We start from the raw sequence: 19,813 nt of genomic DNA, 5'->3' as shown, positions 1-19,813 counted from the left end.
CCCGTACGCAGACAGCGGGGGTGTCCGCCCGATGGCGGACACCCCCGCTGCTGTGATCAGAGGTACTGGCCGGTGTTGCTGGCGGTCTCGATGGACCGGCCGGCCTCGGCGCCCTTGCCGCCGGAGACGAGCGTGCGGATGTAGACGATCCGCTCGCCCTTCTTGCCGGAGATGCGGGCCCAGTCGTCGGGGTTGGTGGTGTTGGGCAGGTCCTCGTTCTCCCGGAACTCGTCGACACAGGCGTCGAGCAGGTGCTGCAGGCGCAGCCCCTTGCGGCCGGAGGTGAGGAACTCCTTGATGGCCATCTTCTTGCTCCGGTCGACGATGTTCTGGATCATCGCACCGGAGTTGAAGTCCTTGAAGTAGAGGACTTCCTTGTCCCCGTTGGCGTAGGTGACCTCGAGGAAGCGGTTCTCCTCGGTCTCGGAGTACATCCGCAGCACCACGGCGTCGATCATCGCCGCGACGGTGGCCTGCGGGTCGGCGCCGTGCTCGGCCAGGTCGTCCGGGTGCAGGGGCAGCCCGGAGAGGATGTACTTGGAGAAGATGTCCTTGGCCGCTTCGGCGTCCGGTCGCTCGATCTTGATCTTCACGTCGAGCCGACCGGGGCGCAGGATCGCCGGGTCGATCATGTCTTCCCGGTTGGAGGCGCCGATGACGATGACGTTCTCCAGCCCCTCCACACCGTCTATCTCGCTGAGCAGCTGCGGGACGATCGTGTTCTCCACGTCGGAGGAGACACCGGAGCCACGGGTCCGGAAGATCGAGTCCATCTCGTCGAAGAACACGATCACCGGGGTGCCCTCGCCGGCCTTCTCCCGCGCGCGCTGGAAGATCAACCGGATGTGCCGCTCGGTCTCGCCGACGTACTTGTTGAGCAGCTCCGGGCCCTTGATGTTGAGGAAGAAGCTGGTGTGCTTCTCCTTGCCCTGCCGCTCGGCGATCTTCTTGGCCAGCGAGTTGGCCACCGCCTTGGCGATCAGCGTCTTGCCGCAGCCGGGCGGGCCGTAGAGCAGGATGCCCTTGGGTGGGCGGAGCTGGTGCTCCCGGAACAGGTCCGCGTGCAGGAAGGGCAGCTCCACCGCGTCGCGGATCTGCTCGATCTGCGACTGGAGGCCACCGATGTCGGTGTAGTCGACATCCGGCACCTCCTCCAGGACCAGCTCCTCGACCTCGCTCTTCGGGATCCGCTCGTACGCGTACGCCGAACGGGGCTCGATCATGAGCGAGTCGCCGGCCCGGATCGCCGAGCCGATGAGCGTCTCGGCGAGGTGCACGATGCGCTCCTCGTCGGAGTGGGAGACCACCAGTGCCCGGTCGCCCGGCGCACCGCCCGGCCCCTCCAGGATCTCCTTGAGCATCACCACCTCGCCGACCCGCTCGTAGCCGAACGCGTCGACGATGTTGAGCGCGTCGTTGAGCAGGACCTCCTGGCCACGGCGCAGCTCGGCCACGTCGAGCGAGGGCGAGACGGCGACCCGTAGCTTGCGACCGCCGGTGAAGACGTCCACCGTGCCGTCGTCGTGCCTGGCCAGGAAGACGCCGTAGCCGCTCGGCGGTTGTGCGAGGCGGTCGATCTCCTCCTTGAGCGTCACGATCTGCGTGCGAGCCTCCTTGAGGGTGCTCACCAGCCGGTCGTTGTTCTCGGTCAGCCGCGCCAACTGTGCCTGGGTGGCCGCCAGCCGCTCTTCGAGCTGCCGGACGTGTCGGGGGCTTTCGGTCAACTTGCGCCGCACCAGGGCGAGTTCCTCTTGAAGAAACGCGACCTGCGTGGAGAGATCGTGGGCTTCCTTCTCCCACCGTGCGGCGCGCGAGTCCGCGTCGTCGCTGCGTGCCACGTCCCACCTCCCCGGGGGGCTTGAACGTTCTGCCCTAACACTAGCCGCTATGAGGCCGATTCGGTCCCACGCAACACCCTCGTCACCGAACCTTGATCGCCAAGGGTGGCCTGGCGGGCCGGTACCGGCGTTCAGGTACCGTCGGACCGTTGGACGCGAGAACATGGGGGGTGCACCGGTGGCCGAGGTCGCGACCGACCAGTTGCAGGTCTGGGTGGACCAGGATCTCTGCACGGGCGATGGGCTGTGCGTGCAGTACGCGCCGGAGGTGTTCGAATTCGACATCGACGGCCTGGCGTACGTCAAGGGCGCCGACGGTGAGCTGCGGATGGCACCGGGCAGCCGGGTCGACGTGCCCGGGCACCTGCGGCTCGAAGTGATCGACTCCGCGAAGGAGTGCCCGGGCGACTGCATCCACGTCGTCCGCGGCGACGGTGTCGAGGTGGCCGGCCCCGACGCCGAGGACTGAGCCACCCGCCGGGCCGGCACCGCGCGGACAGCGCGGCCCGGCCCGGGGTACGGCTCAGAGCATCGGGCGGCCGACCACCGAGGCGACCAGCCGGGCGAACTCCTCCAGCCGGGCGATCTGCCCGGCCCCGCCGTCGTCGAGGGTCTTGCCGAAGCGCAGCGCGTCGTGCCGCGGTGTGCCGACGACCTCCTCGCTCGGCGGCGCCTCGTCCAGCGAGGTGAGCAGCAGGTACACGTCGATGCTGTCGACCCGGATCTCGCCGCTGTCGGTGCGGTTGAGCCGGCGACGGCAACCGACCTCGGTGACGGTGGAGACCGGCACCACCCGCAGCGACGAGGTCATCGACCCCGGGGGGCCCTCCCCCGGCGGCACGTCCTCGCCGTGCCACAGGATCAGCCGGCTGCCGTCGCAGACCACGACCTCCTGCCACACGCCGTTGACCTCGTTGACGAAGCGTTCCAGGGTGAAACCGAGCACCGAAGCGCCGCGCAGCACCCCGCCGAGCGCCTCCAGGGCCACGTCCGGGTCGCGCAGGTAGGCCCGCGCCGCCGACTCCAGGTCCTGGTAGGGCGACCAGTCCGGGAACACCGCGGGCAGGTCGCCGCCGCCGTAGCCCGGTCGGCTCATGCCGCCGCCTCCCCCCGCTCGGCGACGCCCGCACCCCGGCGCGTGCCGGCCCGGCCGACCCGCGCACCCACGCCGGCCCGCCCGCTCACGCCGGCCCGGGCGTCCACACCCGCACGCGTGCTCACGCCGGCCCGCCCAGCTCGATGGTCACGGCCTGTCCATCTCCCCCGTCGCGTCGGGTTCCATACCTGCCGCCTGCGCGGCGGCGGCCTGCCGGGCCGCCTCCGCCTCGCGCAGCACCTGCCGGCGCTGCGCGTACGCCTCGGTGCCCTTGCTGGGCTTGCGCCGCCGCGGCGGCGCGGTGACCCCGGGGGCCAGCTTGCGCGCCGAGACCAGGAACGCGGTGTGCGCGATCATCCGGTGGTCCGGCCGGACGGCGAGCCCCTCGGCGTGCCAGTCGCGCACCAGCGACTCCCAGGCCCGCGGCTCGGTCCAGCCGCCGCGCTCGCGCAGCGCCTCCACCAGCTCGGAGAGCTGGGGCGTGGTGGCCACGTAGCCGATGAAGACGCCGCCGGGCACCAGTGCCCGCTCGACCATGTCGAGGGTCTCCCACGGGGTGAGCATGTCCAGGATGATCCGGTCGAAGCCGGTCTCCTGGCACTGGGCGACGTCACCGACGTGCAGGTGCCACGCCGGGTGCGGCCCGTTGAAGAACGCCTCGACGTTGCGCCGGGCGATCTGGGCGAAGTCGTCACGCAGCTCGAACGAGTGCAATTCCCCCTCGGTGCCGACCGCGCGCAGCAGCGAGCAGCTGAGCGCGCCGGAGCCGGCGCCGGCCTCGAGGACCTTCGCGCCGGGGAAGATGTCGCCCATCGCGACGATCTGCGCCGAGTCCTTCGGGTAGATCACCTGCGCGCCGCGCGGCATGGACAGCACGTAGTCCGACAGCAGCGGCCGCAGCGCCAGGAACGCCGTGCCGCCGCCGGTGGTGGTCACCACGCTGCCATCGGGGAGCCCGATCAGCGCGTCGTGCGCCAGGATGCCGCGGTGGGTGTGGAACTCCTTGCCGGGCTCCAGCGTCACGGTGTGCATCCGCCCCTTCGGGTCGGTCAGCTGCACCCGGTCGCCGGGCCGGAACGGGCCGCGGTGCACAGGTGTCAGCGCCGGTGTGGCGGCGTTGGCTCCGACGGTGGAGGGAGTTGCGGTCACGATGTCATCTTCCGGTTGGGTTCGAGGAGCTGCGCAAGGTCCGCGATGTGCAGAATGCCGACGACATCTTCGCCTGCCGTCACCACGTACTGCGCGCCCGGGTGGCTCTGTACGGCCTCCACCACCCGCTCGCCGTCCAGCCCGACCGGCAGCACGGGGAGCGTGCCCAGCGACCGGGCGACGGCGTCCACCGCCAGCCACGGGCGGCGCTCGGTGGGCACCGCCTCGGCGGCGGCCGGGTCGACCAGCGCGACCGGCCGGCCGGCGGAGTCGGTGACCAGCAGCGCGGCGGCGGGCTGCCCGCCCTCGGCGCGTCGGCGCTGGGCCTCGGACAGCGGTGTGCCGGTGGTCACCGGCCAGACCGGTCGGGCCAGCCGGGACAGGTCGATCAGCGGGAACCGGCGGCTGACCCGGGCGGCCCGGATCGACTGGCCGGCGCCGCGCCAGAGGGTGACGGCGACCAGCAGCATCAGCGGCAGCGCCAAGGGCGCCAGGTAGTCGGCCAGGGTGAGCAGCACGACCAGGGCGACGGTGCCGAGGGCGACGACCCGTCCGGCCCAGCCGGCGACCTCGGTGCCACGGTGCCGGTCACGGGTCAGCCCCCACACCGCGGCGCGCAGCGCCCGGCCCCCGTCCAGCGGCAGGCCGGGCAGGATGTTGAACAGCGCGACGATGACGTTGCTCACCGCGAGCTGGAACGCGAGCTGGTGGGCCACGGTCCCCGAGGGCAGGGCCAGCGTGGCGGCCACCGCGACGGCGCCGAGCACCGCGGAGACCGCGGGGCCGGCCAGCGAGACCAGCAGGTCGACCCGGGGGGACGGGGCGTCCCGGTCCATCTCGGTGTAGCCGCCGAGCAGTTCCAGGGTGATCCCGCGCACACCGATGCCGTACCGCCGGGCGGTGAGCGCGTGGCCCAGCTCGTGCAGCAGCACCGAGCCCAGCAGCGACACCACGAACCCGAAGCCGATCAGGTAGCCGCCGACCTGCGGCAGGTCCAGCTGCCGGCGGGCGAACTCGGCGTACAGCACGGCGACCAGCAGCGCCAGCAGGAGCATCGAGCCGTTGAGGTGCAGCGGCACCCCGAACACCCGGCCCACGCTCAGGCCGGCGCGCCGGTCGGGTCGCCGCGGCGGCCGGGATGTCTGCTCCATCGGGACGATGCTACGGACCGGCGGCGCCGGGGGCGGGCGGCGGTCGGTGTCACACCGGTGCCCTAACCTTTGCCCACATGACGGCGGAACCGGTCACCACCCACCAGTCCCCCTCCCCGGCGCAGACGCCGCCGGCGGTGCGGGCCTCGCTGTCCCCGTCGCGGGCGGCGGATTTCAAGACCTGCCCACTGCTCTACCGGTTCCGCAGCATCGACCGACTGCCCGAGCGGACGACCATCGAGCAGGCCCGGGGCACCCTGGTGCACGCGGTGCTGGAGCGCCTGTTCGACCTGCCCGCCGAGGGCCGCACCCCGGCCGCGGCGGGTGACCTGGTGGCCCCCCAGTGGGACCGGATGGTCACCGAGCAGCCGGAGCTGGCCGGGATCTTCGACGGCGCGGAGCCGGCCGGTCCGGTCGAGTTCCTGCGCTCCGCCGCCGGCCTGCTGGAGGGCTACTTCGCGGTGGAGGATCCGACCCGGCTGGAGCCGGCCGAGCGGGAGAGTCTGATCTCGGCGGTGGTCGACGAGGAGCTGCTGATCCGGGGTTACCTCGACCGGCTCGACGTGGCGCCGGACGGCGCGCTGCGGGTGGTCGACTACAAGACCGGCGGCGCCCCGCGGGAGGCGTTCGAGGCGCGGGCGCTGTTCCAGTTGAAGTTCTACGCGCTGGTGCTGTGGCGCACCCGGGGGGTGGTGCCCCGGGTGCTGCGGCTGCTCTACCTGCGCGACGCCGAGGTGTTGGATTACACGCCCGACGCCGAGGAGCTGGTCCGCTTCGAGCGCACGGTGGTGGCGCTGTGGCGGGCGATCGAGCAGGCCACCGAGCGGCAGGATTTCCGGCCCCGGCCGAGCCGGCTCTGCGACTGGTGCAGCCACCAGGCGCTGTGCCCCAGCTACGGCGGCACCCCGCCGCCGTTCCCGGTGGGGGTGGCTGGCGCCGACCCGCTGCGTGACGCCCGGTCCGCTCCGGCGGCGCCGGGCGCCGACGACTGACCTGTCGTGACGCGCCGGCGCCGGGCGACCGCTCCGGCGCCCACCGGGGCCGTCTGACCACTCGCGCCGGCCACCTCCCCCACCCGCGGGGCCGCGGAACCGACCGGATCGGTGCCGCGCCGGTCGGGACGCGGCGGCGGGCCGACCTCTACGGTGGTCCGCGACGCATCGGCCGTCGTGCGCGAGGATGACCGGTGCGGCAGCACGCGTCGGCGCGGGACAGGGAGACGAGATGACCGATCGGGTGGCCTCTGCGCGGCCGGTGCGGATCCTGCTCGCCGACGACCAACCGCTGCTGCGCACCGGGTTCCGGATGGTGCTCGGCGCCGAGTGCGACCTCGACGTGGTGGCGGAGGCCGGCGACGGCCTGGAGGCGGTGGAGCTGTCCCGCCGGCTGCTGCCCGATGTCGTGCTGATGGACATCCGGATGCCCCGGATGGACGGGGTGGCCGCGACCCGGGCGATCGTCGACGCCCGGCTGCCGGTGCGGGTGCTGGTGCTGACCACGTTCGACCTGGACGAGTACGTGGTGGGCGCGCTGCGCGCCGGCGCCAGCGGGTTCCTGGCCAAGGACGTGCCGGCCGAGGAGTTGATCGCGGCGATCCGTACGGTGGCCGGCGGGGACGCGGTGGTGGCGCCCCGGATCCTGCGGCGGCTGCTGGACCGGTTCGCCGACCTGCTGCCCGACCCGGCGGCGACGCCGTCGGCGGCGCTCAGCACGCTCACCGACCGGGAGCGCGAGGTGCTGGTGCAGGTGGCCCGGGGGCTGTCCAACGCCGAGATCGCGGCGGTGCTGTCGGTGAGCGAGACCACCATCAAGACCCATGTCGGGCACGTGCTGACCAAGCTGCGGCTGCGCGACCGGGTGCAGGCGGTGGTGCTGGCGTACGAGTCGGGGCTGGTCCGCCCCCGGGCGTAGCCCTCCGCCGACCGCTACCTCACCCGGCGTACGCACAGATCCCTCCGCTGGGGGACGACCGGGGTTGCCGCGCTCACCTACCGTGACCGGAAATGGCCCGGCGCGGTTGACCCTCTCGTGGGGTCGGCCCCTGGCAGCCGGCCGGGGGACGCGTTCCGCCGGCCGGGAAACACGGTGGACCGGCCGTCGGGTCAGGGGCAACCCTGAGCCGGCATGGGGGTGCACCCGCAGCGTGAAATCCGCGCCGGGTCCCCCCGTGGGCGGACGGGATGGGCGCGAGCAGCGCCGATGATGGAACTGTCGCGCCGGACCAGCGGGGGCGGCGCGTATCGGCAGAGACGGAAGAGGTAGATGACGTGACCGCGACGGTAGGCCAGGAGGCGCAGGCCGCGGCCCGGGCGAACGACGTGTGGAAGGTGTACGGCAGCGGCGAGGCGCAGGTCATCGCGCTACGGGGGGTAAGCGCGGAGTTCGAGCGCGGCAGGTTCACCGCGATCATGGGCCCGTCGGGTTCCGGAAAGTCGACGCTGATGCACTGCCTGGCCGGTCTGGACTCGGTGACCCGGGGGACGGTGGCGATCGGTGAGACGACGGTCACCGGGCTCGGTGACTCCGGGCTGACGAAGCTGCGCCGGGACAAGGTGGGCTTCATCTTCCAGCAGTTCAACCTGCTGCCGACGCTGACCGCGAAGGAGAACATCCTGCTGCCGCTGTCCATCGCCGGGCGCAAGCCGGACCCGGCCTGGTACGACACGGTGATCGACACGGTCGGCCTGCGGGACCGGCTGGACCACCGGCCGGCGCAGCTCTCCGGCGGTCAGCAGCAGCGGGTGGCCTGCGCGCGGGCGCTGGTCTCCCGCCCCGAGGTGATCTTCGCGGACGAGCCGACGGGCAACCTGGACTCCCGCTCCGGCGCGGAGGTGCTCAACTTCCTGCGCAACTCGGTGCGTGAGCACGGCCAGACCATCGTGATGGTCACCCACGACCCGACCGCCGCCGCGTACGCCGACCGGGTGGTCTTCCTCGCCGATGGGCAGATCGTGTCGGAGCTGATCGAGCCGACCGCCGACACGGTGCTGGACACCATGAAGAAGCTCGACACCCCGGCCGAGGTGGGCAACTGATGGTCCGCGCGACGCTGAAGAGTCTGCTGGCCCGCAAGGTCCGGCTGATCCTGTCCGGGCTGGCGGTGGTGCTCGGGGTCATGTTCGTCTCCGGCGCCTTCGTGCTCACCGACACGCTGGGCCGTTCCTTCGACTCGGTCTTCGCCGACGGGTTCTCCGAGATCGACGTGAACGTCGCGGCGAAGCCGAAGGTGGAGGTCAGCGAGGTCGAGGGCGAGCAGACCGCCAACCCGGTGCCCGCCGCCGTGGTGGACCGGGTGAAGCAGGTGCCGGGGGTGGCCTCGGCGACCGGCATCGTCAACGCCGACGGTGCCCGCGTGATCGGCAGCAACGGCAAGGTCGTCACCTCGTTCGGTCCGCCGCAGTTGGGCGAGAACTGGACCGGGGAGAGCGAGCTGATGCAGCTGCGCGAGGGCCGCGGGCCGCAGGCCGAGGACGAGATCGTCGTCAACAAGTCGCTGGCCACCACGGCCAAGGTGCAGGTCGGCCAGAAGGTCGGGGTGCTCACCGCGTTCGAGTCGAAGAAGCGGGAGTTCACGCTCGTCGGCATCCTCGGTTACAGCGGTGACCGGGACTCGATCGGCGGCGTCAACGAGGTCTTCTTCACCACCCCGGTGGCGCAGCGGCTGATGCTCGGCGCGCCGGACGCGTTCAGCAGCATCACCGTACGGGCCGCCGACGGGGTCTCCGACGAGACGCTGCGCGACGACGTGGCCCGCACGCTCGGCGCGGACTACGAGGTGAAGACCGGCGAGCAGGTGGCCGCGGACGCCTCGGCCAGCCTGAAGGAGGGCCTGTCCTTCTTCAACAAGATCCTGCTCGGCTTCGCGGCGGTGGCGCTGCTGGTGGGCACCTTCCTGATCCTGAACACCTTCTCGATCATCGTCGCCCAGCGGACCCGGGAGCTGGCGCTGATGCGGGCCATCGGGGCCAGTGGCCGGCAGATCATCGGCTCGGTGGTGCTGGAGGCCATCGCGGTCGGGCTGATCGCCTCGGTGCTCGGCCTGGCGGCCGGCATCGGGGTGGGCGCGCTGCTGGCGTTCCTCTTCGGCAAGCTGGCCGGCGGGCTCACCCTGGCCGGGATCGGCGTGCCGGCGGCGGCGGTGATCGGCTCGTTCGCCGTCGGTCTGATCATCACCGTGGTGGCGGCGCTGCTGCCGGCGCTGCGGGCGTCCCGGATCCCGCCGATCGCGGCGATGCAGGACGTCGCCACCCCGGACCGGCCGCTGACCAAGGTCACCGTGGCCGGGTCGCTGGTGACCGCCATCGGCGCCGTGCTGCTCTTTTTGGGGCTCAGCGGCAACGCGGACGGCCAGACCCTGCCCACCATCCTCGGTGGGGTGCTGTTCGCCTTCATCGGGGTGGCGCTGCTGACCCCGCTGATCAGCCGGCCGGTGGTGAGCCTGCTCGGCGCGATCTTCTCCTGGTCGGTGCCGGGCAAGCTGGGCCGGCTCAACTCGGGGCGCAACCCGCGCCGCACCGCGATCACCGCTGCCGCGCTGATGGTCGGCATCGCGCTGGTCACCGGCGTCACGGTGATCCTCGACTCGGCCAAGGGCAGCATCAGCGCTCTCGCCGAGGACACCATCAAGGCCGAGCTGGTGATCTCCGGGGTGCAGGGCGGCCCACGGCCGCCGAGCTTCGACCCGGGCGTACTGGACCGGGCGAAGGCCCTGCCCGGCGTGCAGATGGTCGACGGCGAGTACGGCGACATGGCCAAGGTCGACGGCGAGAGCACCTGGGTCGCGGCGAGCAGCGACGTCGCGTCGCTGCGGCAGATCTTCGGCGCGAAGCCCACGGCCGGCGACATCGACCGGCTCTCGCCGACCGAGATGCTGGCCAGCTCGGACACCGCCACCTCCCGTGGCTGGTCGGTGGGCTCGACCGTGAACGTGCAGCTGACCCGCGGTGAGGCACGGACGTACACGGTCAGCGGCATCTACGAGTCCTCCCAGCTGACCAACCCGGTGACGCTGCCGGTGTCGGCGGCGAAGGACTTCGCCATCCCGCAGCCGATCCAGGGCTTCATCCAGCTGGCCCCCGGCACGCGGGTCGCGGACGTGCAGCCGCAGGTGGAGACGCTGCTCGCGGACAGCCCTGAGGTGTCGGTGGCCGATCGCGGCGCGTTCATCAAGCAGCAGACCGGTCAGCTCGACGGCCTGCTCACGATGATCCAGATCCTGCTGGCGCTGGCCATCGTGATCGCCGTGCTGGGCATCATCAACACCCTGGCGCTGTCGGTGCTGGAGCGGACCCGCGAGCTGGGTCTGCTGCGGGCGATCGGCCTGCGCCGTGGGCAGACGATGGGCATGATCACCGTGGAGGCCGTGGTGATCTCCGTGTTCGGCGCGCTGCTCGGCGTCGTGGTCGGTAGCGGCCTCGGCGCCGCGGTGGTCGAGGCGCTCAAGGACGAGGGCATCACCGACCTGATCCTGCCCTGGGGTCAGATGGGGGTCTTCCTCGGTCTCGCCGCGTTCATCGGGGTGGTCGCCGCGGTGCTCCCGGCGGTCCGGGCGGCCCGGATCAACGTCCTGGGCGCGATCGCCCACGACTGACCGGTCACCACGAGACCCCGGCGCCGCTCGCGGCGCCGGGGTCTCGTGCCGTACGGCCTGGCCGAACGTCCCCGGGCGCCGACGTCGAGCTGCCAGGATGACCGTGCGGACCGGAAGGGGTGACGTGACCGATCAGGATGCCCACCAGCGGGCGCTGGACACCGCCGAGCGGCTGCTCGGCCAGCCGCTCGTGCTGCACTCCGGCGTGACCAAGGAGGAGATCGTCGAGTTGTTCATCCACCTGGCCGCGTACGCGGGCGCCGCCCGGGCGTTCGACGGCTACCAGGTGGTGGCGGCGGTCTTCGCCGAGCGTCCCTGACCCGCGCCGGTCAGCCGGTCGCGCCGGCCCGGTCGACCAGCAGCGCGGCGAGCAGCTCCAGGTCCGCGCCGGTCAGGCTCTCCAACTGGTGTACGCCGGCCGTGACCGGCAGGGGCGCCTCCGCGGGTACGGCCAGCACCGCGGCGCCGGAGGCGAGCGCGCTGGCCACCCCGGTCGGCGAGTCCTCGATCGCCACGCAGCGGCCGATCGGCACGCCCAGCAGCCGGGCGGCGGTCAGGTACGGCTCCGGGTGCGGCTTGGCGGCGACCACCTCGTCGCCGCAGACCACCACGTCGAAGCTGTCCCGCCCGAGGGTGTCCAGGGCGATCTCGACCAGCGGCCGGCCGCTGGAGGTGACCAGCGCGGTGGGGATGCCCGCCGTCCGCACCGCGCGCAGCAGGGCGAACGCCCCGGGACGCCACCGCAGCCCGGTACGGAACAGCTCCAGGATGCGCCCGTTGATCCACGCCGCGCTGATCTCCGGGTCCCGTTCGGGCTGGCCCAGGTCGTCGTGCAGGATGCGCATCGACTCGGCCATGCTGGTGCCGATGATCGACCGGCGGGCGGCGAGGGAGAGCTCCCCGCCGTACTCCCGGGCGAGCTCCTGCAGGGCGACGTCCCACAGCTTCTCGCTGTCGACCAGCGTGCCGTCCATGTCGAAGAGCACGGCGGCGGGGTGATGGCTGCTCAGCGGATCCTCCAGGGTCGTGGCCGACACCGGCGATCCTGCCAGGGGCGGCCGCCGCGGGTGGCGGCGGCGGGCGCCGGGGTGACGCGGGCAACCCGCTCAGCCCAGGTCGCAGGCTCCCAGTGAGCGCTCGTAGCCGCGGAAGAACGACTCGGTGCGCTGCTCGGAGGTGCCGTGTGAGCCCTCGGCGAACCACGGCTGGTCCGGGTCGTCGCCGACCGCCGCCACCCCCTCCCGGAACTCGTCCAGGTCACCCTCGGCCAGGCTCAGGGCGCCGGAGCGCACCGAGTCGCCGAGGTACGCCCCGGCCATGCAGTCGGCCTGCAACTCCTGCTGGATGGTGAAGCTGTAGTTGATGCCGAGCCGCACCTGGATGCCGTGGGCGTACTCATGGCCGAGCAGGTAGAACACGAACGCGTCACCGACCTGGCGGAACGCCGCCACCGACCAGGCGATGTCGTACGCGATGAAGTCACCCTGCGAGCAGTAGACCGCGTTGTTGCGCGGCAGCGCCTGGCCGCCGCAGGACACCTCGCCCGCCCGCTGGTACGGGGTGATCCGCCGGATGGGCTGGAAACGCTGCCCGGACGCCTTGAACTGGGCCGCCCAGTACCGCTCGGCGACCGCCTGCGCGTCGGCGACGTCCTGCTCGAACTCGGCGACGCTGGTGGTGCTGTCGGCGCGGGTGGTGCTCGGCCCCGGCGAGGCCGCCGAGGGGTTCGGCGCCGGACGGTCACCCTCCGGCTCGGCCACCCCACCGACGGCGCACGCGGCCGACGCCAGCGCGGCGATCAGCAGGCCCGCCAGTGGACCCCGGGCGTCGCGTCCTGGTCGTGCCCCCACGGTGCCTCCCCTGCCGTCGGTGCTGAGCCACGCAGTACCCCGACGATACGGTCGCCACGCCCACCACCTCATTCACGTGCGGGACCGCTCGATGGTTCAGGGATCAACTCGGTTCACGGCGTCGGCGCTGGGCGGCCACAATGGGCCCGGGCGGGTGTCACCGTCCGGGGAGGAGACCGCGGTGCACGTGCTGGGCAGCCGCCGGCGCAGCCAGCCGGCTCCGCCGCACATCGTGTGGCGCTCGCTGCGCGACCCGTACGCGGCCGGCAGCCGGCCCTGGCTGGAGCTGCGCGACGACGAGGTGCCGCCCCGGGTGGTGGCGGGCTACGCGCCGGTGCTGCTGATCTGGTCGTCGCTGTGGCCGCACCGGCCGCTCGACCGGATCCGCTTCGACCTGGCTCCCCAGTCGCCCGGCTCGGACTGCGCGCTGCGCTGGACGCTCACCACCGACGGGGACCTGCCGAGCGAGAGCACCCTCGGGTACCTGCGACACCGGCTCAACTACCTGATCAACGACCGGCTGCGGCTCTCCTACGGGCAGTGACCGGTCAGCCGCCCGTGCCGTCGCTGCCGCGCTGCCACGTGTCGCCCTGGTCGGCGTGCCGCTCGGCCTCGTACCGCTGCTGCCTGGCCCGGCCGGCCCGGCCGGCGGCGCTGTCCCCAATGGAGCCCCCGCGCAACCGATCACGCCAGGCCACCACCGCGAACGCCCCACCCGCCACCACCACGAAGACCCCGACCACCACCCAGACCGTCGTCATCCCGCCACGCTAACCACCCCCCGCCACCCCCTCCACCCTCCCGCTCCCCCGCCTGGTGATCATGAAGTTGTTGCCCGGTGGCGCGGCGTGTCGTGACGACAACTTCATGGTCAACGGATCGGTCGTGTTTGTGGGACTAGCGTGTCCGGATGGGGTGGCTGGCTTCGACGTCTCTGGTGGAGCGGCGCCGTCGTGGCGCCGGAGAAGGAGGGACCGCCGTGAAGTACATGATCCTGCTCTACGGCTCACAGCAGGACTACGACGTGCTGTCCGGCCGGGCGACCGACCGTCCGGCCATGTCGGCCGAGCAGGTCGCGGCCATGCACAAGCACATGGAGACGTTCCACCAGGCACTCGCCGAGTCCGGGGAGCTGGTCGACGCCCGGGGGCTCAGTGAGCCGGTGCACGCCCGCCGGGTGCAGGTGCGCGACGGCGCGCCGGTGGTCACCGACGGCCCGTACCCGGAGACGCAGGAGGTGCTGGCCGGCTACACGATCGTGGAGTGCGCCAGCTTCGACCGGGCCACCGAGATCGCCTCCGGCCTGGTCGACCCCGACGCGCCCGGCGGGTACGTGGACGTGCGGCCGGTGCTCGAAGGCGTCGAGGACCTGGCCGGCTGACCGGTGTCGGAGGCCGCTTCGTCCGTCGAGGGCCTGCTGCGTGCGCTGGCGCCGCAGGTCCTCGGCGCGCTGGTGCGTCGCTACGGGCACTTCGACAGCGCCGAGGACGCCGTCCAGGAGGCGTTGATCGTCGCGGCGAGCGGTTGGCCGCGCGACGGCGTACCGGAGAATCCCCGGGGCTGGCTGATCACCGTCGCGTCCCGTCGGCTGACCGACCTGCTGCGCGGCGAGCAGGCCCGGAGGCGGCGCGAGGACACCGTGGCGCGGTGGGTGCTGCCCGAGCAGTGGCAGGCTCCCGCCGCCGACCGGCCGCCGGCGGACGCCGACGACACGCTCATCCTGCTGTTCCTCTGCTGCCATCCGGCGCTCTCGCCGGCCTCGCAGATCGCGCTCACGTTGCGGGCGGTGGGCGGGCTGAGCACCGCCGAGGTGGCGCGGGCGTTCCTGGTGCCGGAGGCGACGATGACCCGGCGGATCAGCCGGGGCAAGCAGCGGATCCGGGACAGCGGGCTGCGGTTCGCGCCGCCCACCGGCCCGGAGCGCGCCGACCGGCTCGCCGCCGTGCTGCACGTGCTGTACCTGATCTTCACCGAGGGGTACGCACGCACCGCCGGGCCGGGGCTGCTGCGCGGCGACCTGACCGCCGAGGCGATCCGGCTGACCCGCCTGGTGCAGCGTCTGCTGCCGGACGATCCCGAGGTCACCGGGCTGCTCGCGCTGATGCTGCTCACCGATGCCCGCGCCCCGGCCCGGACCGGCCCGAACGGCGAGTTGGTGCCGATGGCCGAGCAGGACCGCCGCCGGTGGCGGGCCGACCAGATCGCCGAGGGCATCGCCCTGATCACCGCGGCACTGCCGCGCGGGGTCGTCGGGCCGTACCAGCTCCAGGCGGCCATCGCGGCCGTGCACGACGAGGCGCCCGACGCGGCGGCCACCGACTGGGCGCAGATCACCGCCCTGTACAAGGTGCTGCTGGCCATCTCCGAGAACCCGGTCGTGGCGCTCAACCACGCGGTGGCGGTGGCGATGAGTCGGGGCGCGCCGGCCGGGCTGGCGCTGCTCGCCGAGCTGGCCGACGACGCCCGGCTGGCCGACGATCCCCGCCTGCCGGCCGCCCGCGCCCACCTGTGGGAGCTGACCGGTGAGCGGGTCGCGGCGCGGGAGGCGTTCCGGATGGCGGCGGCGCGGTCGACGAACCTGGCCCAGCAGCGCTACCTGAACGCCCGCGCGGACCGGTTGGCGGGCGAGCCACCGACGGTCGGCGGCGGAGGGGCCGGGTGACGGCGGTGGTCAGGGGCTGGCGGCCAGGAAGACGAAGGCGGCCAGCAGCACCAGGTGTACGCCGCCCTGCAGAACGTTGGCCCGGCCCGGCACCACGGTGAGCACCGCGGTCACGGCGGTGAGCGCGAGCAGCGCGAGCTGGGTGCCGCCGAGGCCGAGCAGCAGCGGGCCCTCCAACCAGATCGAGGCGATCGCGATCGCCGGGATGGTCAGGCCGATGCTGGCCATCGCCGACCCGAGCGCGAGGTTCAGGCTGATCTGCACCCGGTCGCGGCGGGCGGCGCGGGCGGCGGCGAGGGTCTCCGGCAGCAGCACCAGCAGCGCGATGATCACACCGACGAACGCGTGCGGCAGGTTCGCGGCCGCCACCCCGGCCTCGATGGTCGGGGAGACGGTCTTGGCGTCGCCGACCACGGCGACCAGCGCCACCAGCAGCAGCCCCAGGCTGACCAGCGCCGCGCGGGTCGTCGGCGGCTTCGCGTGCTCCTCCGCGTCGATCACCCGGCCCTGGCTGTCGACCGGCAGGAAGTAGTCGCGGTGCCGGCCGGTCTGCACCAGCACGAACAGCCCGTAGAGCGCCAGCGACGCGACGGCGGCGAAGGCGAGCTGGGCCGGGCTGAACTCCGGGCCCGGCCGGGCCGTGGTGAAGGTCGGAATGACCAGGCTCAGGGTGGCCAGGGTGACCACTGTGGCCAGTGCCCCGCCGGTGCCCTCCGGGTTGAAGACCGCCACCCGTCGGCGCAGCGCACCGAGCAGCAGGGACAGGCCGAGTATGCCGTTACAGGTGATCATGACGGCGGCGAAGACGGTGTCCCGGGCCAGCGACTGGGTCTTCTCCGGCCCGCTGATCATCAGCGTGACGATCAGGGCCACCTCGATCACGGTGACCGCGACGGCGAGCACCAGCGAGCCGTACGGCTCACCCACCCGGTGGGCGACCACCTCGGCGTGGTGCACGGCCGCGAGCACCGCGCCGCCCAGCAACGCCGCCACGACCACGACGACGGGCCCGGGTAGCTCCCGCCCCCACGTCACGAGCAACACCAGCACGGCGAGCACGGGTACGGAGACGGTCCAGTCGGTCAGTCGGGAACGAAGCAGGGCGGCCATGCCGTAAAGACTGCCAGGTCAAGTGATCATGTGCCCACCATCGACGCAGTCGTCCGGGGAGACGGATGTCGTGAAGCCCCGGTGGTGACGAGAAGTCCGCCCGGGGCTTCCCGCTCGCGCGGAAACCGTAACTCATAGGTTACGCTTCACGAGTGGACGAGGTGGCCACCGCGATCGCGGACCCGATACGCCGGCGCATCCTGACCATGCTGCGCGACGAGCCGCTGGCCGCGGGCGAGATCGCCCAGCGGTTCGCCATCAGCCGACCCGCGATCAGCCGGCACCTGCGGGTGTTGCGGGAGAGCGGACTGGTCCGCGACGACCTGGTCGGCCGGAAGCGGATCTACCGCCTCGACCCCGGCCCGCTCGCCGAACTCGTCGACTGGCTCGCCGAGCTCGTCGCCGCCGACCGGTGGGAGCGGCACCTCGACGCCTTGGAGACCGAGGTCTATCGAACCCGCCGGGAACGCCGCAGCGGCGGCCCGGCGGAACACCGAAGGGAGCACACGGCATGACCCGTACACCCGCCGGACGACTGTTTCGCACCGCGACCGGCCACGATCTGGTCCTCACCCGGACGTTCCGCGCTCCGGCGGCGGACGTGTGGGCCAGCCTGACCGAACCGGAGCGCACGGCCCGCTGGTTCGGCCCGTGGGAGGGCGACGCCGCGCCGGGCCGGACCATCCGGGTGCAGATGGCGTACGAGGAGCAGCAGCCCTGGTGCGAGGTCCACATCGACGACTGCGAACCGCGGAAGCGGCTCGCCGTGTCGATGATCGACAGCTACGGCAGCTGGCTGCTGGAGATGGAGCTGTCCGAGGCGGACGGCAGGACCGAGCTGCGGTTCGTCCAGCACCTCACCAGCGTGCAGGGCATCGCCGAGGTGGGCGCCGGTTGGGAGTACTACCTGGACATGCTCGTCGCCTCCCGGGACGGCTCGCCCCGGCCGGAGTTCGACGAGTATCACCCCGCGATGAGGCCCTACTACGAGGCACTGGCCGCCCAGCAGGTCGGAGGTTGAGATCGAGGAGGTCGGCCGTGACAGCGGACCATCAAGGGAATGGAGGCCACACACTCCCTGCCACTCTTAACGTATAGCGCACCGGGGGGCTTGCCGCAAGACCCCCGTCATGCCGCAGAATCGCCGGTCGAGGCCAGGACCTGCGGAAACCGGAGTCACGGTTTCCCCCCGGCCTCCGATCGGAGCCGATGAGTGAACCCTCTGACCACCAGCGCTTTCGACCTTCCCGAGCACCTCTCCCCCAAGGGCGACCCGGCGTTGATCGCCCGCGACGAGCGGCACTTCGCGGCCATGGCGGAGAGCCTCGCGCAGTTGTTCGCCGACCTGTCCGACCGTCTCGACGCCGCCCGCCGGGCGCCCGGCGGCAAGGGCCGGCAGGCGGTGGACCGGGACATGGAGGTCCGCCGGCTGACCGCCCGCCTGCGCGCGCTGCGTCGTTTCGGTCTGGACCTGTGCATCGGACGCATGGTCGGCGTGGACGACCCCGAGCCGGTGTACGTCGGACGACGTGGTCTCACGGACAGTTCGGGCCGCCGCCTGCTGCTCGACTGGCGCTCGCCCGCGGCTGAGCCGTTCTTCGGAGCGACCCACGCCAACCCGATGGGTCTGGCGAGCCGGCGCCGGTATCGGTGGACCCGCGACCGGATCAGCGACTACTGGGACGAGGTGTTCACCCCGGACGGGTTCGAGGGGCACGCCGCGCTCGACGACCAGTCGGCCTTCATCGCCAGCCTGGGCGGCAGCCGGTCGTCCCGGATGCGGGACGTGCTCGGCACGATCCAGGCCGACCAGGACGCCATCATCCGCGCGGGATCGAGCGGCGCGCTCGTCGTCGACGGCGGTCCGGGTACGGGGAAGACGGTCGTCGCGCTGCACCGCACCGCCTACCTCCGCTACGCCGACCCTCGCCTCGGTCACCGACGGGGCGGCGTGCTGTTCGTCGGTCCGCACGAGCCCTACCTGGCGTACGTCGCCGACGTCCTCCCCGGCCTCGGCGAGGAGGACGTGCAGACCTGCACCCTGCGGGACTTCGTGCCCGAGGGCGCCGCGGCGACCGTCGAGACCGACCCGGAGGTGGCCCGCCTGAAGTCGTCGGCGGAGCTGGTGACGGCGATCGAGGCGGCCGTCCGGTTCTACGAGGAGCCGCCGGCCACACCGATGGCGGTCGCGACCGACGAGGCCGACATCTGGCTCAGCGCCGACGACTGGGCCGAGGCGTTCGAGGCGGCGGGACCGGGCACACCGCACAACGAGGCGCGTGACGAGGTCTGGGAGGAGCTTCTGACGATCCTGCTGCAGAAGTACGACGGCGATGAGCCGGACGACCTGGTCCGCCGCTCGCTGCTGCGCAACCGGGAACTGCTCACCACCTTCAACCGCGCCTGGCCGCTGCTCGACGCGACCGACCTCGTCGGAGACCTGTGGTCGGTCCCCGCCTACCTGCGCAGGTGTGCGCCCTGGCTCAGCGCGGACGAGGTCCGATGGTTGCAGCGCGCCGACGCCCAGGCCTGGACGCTGTCCGACCTGCCGCTCCTGGACGCGGCACGGCAGCGGCTCGGCGATCGGGAGGCGTCCGGGCGCAAGCGTCGGCAGGACGCCACCGTCGCCGTCGAACGGGAGCGCAGGGCCACGGTCATCGACGAGCTGATCGAGGCCCACGCCTATGACGACGGTGAAGGCGTGTTGTCGAGCCTGCGCCAACTGGATCTCCAGGACGCCCTGATCGACGAGGCGGCACTGCCCAGCGCCGAGCCGGACCGGCTCGCCGGGCCGTTCGCGCACATCGTCGTGGACGAGGCTCAGGAGCTGACCGACGCCGAGTGGCAGATGTTGCTGCTCCGCTGCCCGTCCCGGAGCTTCACCATCGTCGGGGACCGCGCCCAGGCCCGGCACGGGTTCACCGAGTCGTGGCAGGAACGGCTCGAGCGGATCGGGCTCGACCGGATCACCCTGGCCTCCCTGAGCATCAACTACCGGACGCCGAGGGAGGTCATGGCGCAGGCCGAGCCGGTCATCCGGGCCGTGCTCCCGGACGCCAACGTGCCGACCTCCATCCGCAGCAGCGACGTCCCGGTCGTACACGGATCCGCTGCTGATCTGACGTCGATCCTGGACACCTGGCTCGCGGCGCACGCCGACGGGGTCGCCTGCGTCATCGGCGATCCCAGCTTCGAGGCGACGTCCCGCGTCCGGTCGCTGACCCCGGAGCTGGCGAAGGGGCTGGAGTTCGACCTGGTCGTCCTCGTCGAGCCGGAGGCGTTCGGCACCGGCATCGAAGGAGCGGTCGACCGCTACGTCGCGATGACCCGGGCGACCCAGCAGCTCGTCATCCTCACGAAACCGTGA

At 72.5% G+C, this 19,813-nt stretch carries 21 protein-coding genes; 12 read left to right on the top strand and 9 right to left on the bottom strand.

All coding sequences use genetic code 11. The annotated features are described in order from the left end of the window. Positions 1 to 56 precede the first annotated feature (56 nt). A complete protein-coding gene (gene arc, locus AB0K07_RS25965) occupies positions 57 to 1,838 on the bottom strand; it encodes a proteasome ATPase (RefSeq protein ID WP_363758520.1) in 1,782 nt (593 codons plus the stop codon). 178 nt (positions 1,839 to 2,016) lie between these two features. Between arc and AB0K07_RS25960 the strand changes: the two genes are divergently transcribed. After that, complete coding sequence (locus AB0K07_RS25960) at positions 2,017 to 2,307, top strand: ferredoxin (protein WP_363758517.1); 291 nt, start codon at positions 2,017 to 2,019, stop codon at positions 2,305 to 2,307. A gap of 54 nt (positions 2,308 to 2,361) precedes the next feature. On the opposite strand, the gene AB0K07_RS25955 is transcribed toward AB0K07_RS25960, so the two are convergent. Genes AB0K07_RS25955 through AB0K07_RS25940 form a run of 4 tightly spaced genes read right to left on the bottom strand, consistent with a single transcriptional unit; the run spans position 2,362 to position 5,234 of the window. After that, complete coding sequence (locus AB0K07_RS25955) at positions 2,362 to 2,934, bottom strand: hypothetical protein (RefSeq protein WP_363758515.1); 573 nt, start codon at positions 2,932 to 2,934, stop codon at positions 2,362 to 2,364. Then, the gene (locus AB0K07_RS25950) at positions 2,931 to 3,059 is read right to left on the bottom strand and encodes a hypothetical protein (RefSeq protein ID WP_363758512.1); all 129 of its coding nucleotides are present in this window, start codon (positions 3,057 to 3,059) and stop codon (positions 2,931 to 2,933) included. Before AB0K07_RS25950 ends, AB0K07_RS25955 begins: the two co-directional genes overlap by 4 nt. Before the next feature lie 22 nt (positions 3,060 to 3,081). Continuing rightward, positions 3,082 to 4,035 (bottom strand): tRNA (adenine-N1)-methyltransferase, encoded by a 954-nt coding sequence (locus AB0K07_RS25945; RefSeq protein ID WP_363758829.1) that lies wholly within the window; start codon positions 4,033 to 4,035, stop codon positions 3,082 to 3,084. A 44-nt stretch (positions 4,036 to 4,079) separates the two neighbouring features. After that, positions 4,080 to 5,234 (bottom strand): M50 family metallopeptidase, encoded by a 1,155-nt coding sequence (locus tag AB0K07_RS25940; RefSeq protein ID WP_363758509.1) that lies wholly within the window; start codon positions 5,232 to 5,234, stop codon positions 4,080 to 4,082. Positions 5,235 to 5,311: 77 nt separating this feature from the next. Here AB0K07_RS25940 and AB0K07_RS25935 point away from each other — a divergent pair, with 77 nt between their 5' ends. The 5 genes from AB0K07_RS25935 (at position 5,312) to AB0K07_RS25915 (ending at position 11,143) form a co-directional block, all read left to right on the top strand. After that, the gene (locus tag AB0K07_RS25935; protein WP_363758506.1) at positions 5,312 to 6,226 is read left to right on the top strand and encodes a PD-(D/E)XK nuclease family protein; all 915 of its coding nucleotides are present in this window, start codon (positions 5,312 to 5,314) and stop codon (positions 6,224 to 6,226) included. A 232-nt stretch (positions 6,227 to 6,458) separates the two neighbouring features. Next, a complete protein-coding gene (locus AB0K07_RS25930) occupies positions 6,459 to 7,145 on the top strand; it encodes a response regulator transcription factor (protein ID WP_363758503.1) in 687 nt (228 codons plus the stop codon). 356 nt (positions 7,146 to 7,501) lie between these two features. Further along, the gene (locus tag AB0K07_RS25925; protein ID WP_363758500.1) at positions 7,502 to 8,269 is read left to right on the top strand and encodes an ABC transporter ATP-binding protein; all 768 of its coding nucleotides are present in this window, start codon (positions 7,502 to 7,504) and stop codon (positions 8,267 to 8,269) included. Further along, a complete protein-coding gene (locus AB0K07_RS25920; RefSeq protein WP_363758497.1) occupies positions 8,269 to 10,824 on the top strand; it encodes an FtsX-like permease family protein in 2,556 nt (851 codons plus the stop codon). The genes AB0K07_RS25925 and AB0K07_RS25920 overlap by 1 nt, the downstream gene beginning before the upstream one ends. A 124-nt stretch (positions 10,825 to 10,948) precedes the next feature. After that, complete coding sequence (locus tag AB0K07_RS25915; protein WP_363758494.1) at positions 10,949 to 11,143, top strand: carboxymuconolactone decarboxylase family protein; 195 nt, start codon at positions 10,949 to 10,951, stop codon at positions 11,141 to 11,143. A 10-nt stretch (positions 11,144 to 11,153) separates the two neighbouring features. Here the strand turns inward: AB0K07_RS25915 and AB0K07_RS25910 are convergent, their stop codons facing one another. Both AB0K07_RS25910 and AB0K07_RS25905 read right to left on the bottom strand, forming a co-directional pair. Next, positions 11,154 to 11,810 (bottom strand): HAD family phosphatase, encoded by a 657-nt coding sequence (locus tag AB0K07_RS25910; protein ID WP_363758826.1) that lies wholly within the window; start codon positions 11,808 to 11,810, stop codon positions 11,154 to 11,156. A gap of 120 nt (positions 11,811 to 11,930) precedes the next feature. Beyond that, a complete protein-coding gene (locus tag AB0K07_RS25905) occupies positions 11,931 to 12,674 on the bottom strand; it encodes a neutral zinc metallopeptidase (RefSeq protein ID WP_363758492.1) in 744 nt (247 codons plus the stop codon). 181 nt (positions 12,675 to 12,855) lie between these two features. Between AB0K07_RS25905 and AB0K07_RS25900 the strand changes: the two genes are divergently transcribed. Further along, positions 12,856 to 13,218, top strand: coding sequence for a hypothetical protein (locus AB0K07_RS25900; RefSeq protein ID WP_363758489.1), 363 nt, complete (start codon positions 12,856 to 12,858; stop codon positions 13,216 to 13,218). Between the two features lie 4 nt (positions 13,219 to 13,222). On the opposite strand, the gene AB0K07_RS25895 is transcribed toward AB0K07_RS25900, so the two are convergent. Then, positions 13,223 to 13,435 (bottom strand): hypothetical protein, encoded by a 213-nt coding sequence (locus AB0K07_RS25895; RefSeq protein ID WP_363758486.1) that lies wholly within the window; start codon positions 13,433 to 13,435, stop codon positions 13,223 to 13,225. A 227-nt stretch (positions 13,436 to 13,662) separates the two neighbouring features. Between AB0K07_RS25895 and AB0K07_RS25890 the strand changes: the two genes are divergently transcribed. Together AB0K07_RS25890 and AB0K07_RS25885 are read left to right on the top strand one after the other, a co-directional pair. Continuing rightward, complete coding sequence (locus tag AB0K07_RS25890; protein WP_363758823.1) at positions 13,663 to 14,055, top strand: YciI family protein; 393 nt, start codon at positions 13,663 to 13,665, stop codon at positions 14,053 to 14,055. Positions 14,056 to 14,058: 3 nt separating this feature from the next. After that, positions 14,059 to 15,336, top strand: coding sequence for a DUF6596 domain-containing protein (locus tag AB0K07_RS25885; protein ID WP_363758483.1), 1,278 nt, complete (start codon positions 14,059 to 14,061; stop codon positions 15,334 to 15,336). A gap of 9 nt (positions 15,337 to 15,345) precedes the next feature. On the opposite strand, the gene AB0K07_RS25880 is transcribed toward AB0K07_RS25885, so the two are convergent. Beyond that, the gene (locus tag AB0K07_RS25880) at positions 15,346 to 16,446 is read right to left on the bottom strand and encodes an ionic transporter y4hA (RefSeq protein WP_363758480.1); all 1,101 of its coding nucleotides are present in this window, start codon (positions 16,444 to 16,446) and stop codon (positions 15,346 to 15,348) included. A 152-nt stretch (positions 16,447 to 16,598) separates the two neighbouring features. Here AB0K07_RS25880 and AB0K07_RS25875 point away from each other — a divergent pair, with 152 nt between their 5' ends. The 3 genes from AB0K07_RS25875 to helR all read left to right on the top strand — a co-directional run bounded on the left by AB0K07_RS25875 (position 16,599) and on the right by helR (position 19,813). Then, positions 16,599 to 16,961, top strand: a complete 363-nt coding sequence (locus AB0K07_RS25875; protein WP_363758477.1) for a metalloregulator ArsR/SmtB family transcription factor — start codon at positions 16,599 to 16,601, stop codon at positions 16,959 to 16,961. Further along, positions 16,958 to 17,467, top strand: coding sequence for an SRPBCC family protein (locus AB0K07_RS25870; protein WP_363758474.1), 510 nt, complete (start codon positions 16,958 to 16,960; stop codon positions 17,465 to 17,467). Before AB0K07_RS25875 ends, AB0K07_RS25870 begins: the two co-directional genes overlap by 4 nt. A gap of 201 nt (positions 17,468 to 17,668) precedes the next feature. Next, the gene (gene helR / locus AB0K07_RS25865) at positions 17,669 to 19,813 is read left to right on the top strand and encodes an RNA polymerase recycling motor ATPase HelR (protein WP_363758820.1); all 2,145 of its coding nucleotides are present in this window, start codon (positions 17,669 to 17,671) and stop codon (positions 19,811 to 19,813) included.

The sequence above is a fragment of the Micromonospora sp. NPDC049301 genome, assembly GCF_040678715.1.
GTDB lineage: Bacteria > Actinomycetota > Actinomycetes > Mycobacteriales > Micromonosporaceae > Micromonospora.
This window is presented reverse-complemented; position numbering and strand designations above follow the sequence as displayed.

Excerpts from the sequence above, each read along its gene's own strand:
- AB0K07_RS25955 (WP_363758515.1), bottom strand. The coding sequence starts at position 2,934 with ATGAGCCGACCGGGCTACGGCGGCGGCGACCTGCCCGCGGTGTTCCCG.
- AB0K07_RS25940 (WP_363758509.1), bottom strand. The coding sequence starts at position 5,234 with ATGGAGCAGACATCCCGGCCGCCGCGGCGACCCGACCGGCGCGCCGGC.
- AB0K07_RS25935 (WP_363758506.1), top strand. The coding sequence starts at position 5,312 with ATGACGGCGGAACCGGTCACCACCCACCAGTCCCCCTCCCCGGCGCAG.
- AB0K07_RS25930 (WP_363758503.1), top strand. The coding sequence starts at position 6,459 with ATGACCGATCGGGTGGCCTCTGCGCGGCCGGTGCGGATCCTGCTCGCC.
- AB0K07_RS25920 (WP_363758497.1), top strand. The coding sequence starts at position 8,269 with ATGGTCCGCGCGACGCTGAAGAGTCTGCTGGCCCGCAAGGTCCGGCTG.
- AB0K07_RS25895 (WP_363758486.1), bottom strand. The coding sequence starts at position 13,435 with ATGACGACGGTCTGGGTGGTGGTCGGGGTCTTCGTGGTGGTGGCGGGT.
- AB0K07_RS25890 (WP_363758823.1), top strand. The coding sequence starts at position 13,663 with ATGATCCTGCTCTACGGCTCACAGCAGGACTACGACGTGCTGTCCGGC.
- AB0K07_RS25880 (WP_363758480.1), bottom strand. The coding sequence starts at position 16,446 with ATGGCCGCCCTGCTTCGTTCCCGACTGACCGACTGGACCGTCTCCGTA.
- AB0K07_RS25870 (WP_363758474.1), top strand. The coding sequence starts at position 16,958 with ATGACCCGTACACCCGCCGGACGACTGTTTCGCACCGCGACCGGCCAC.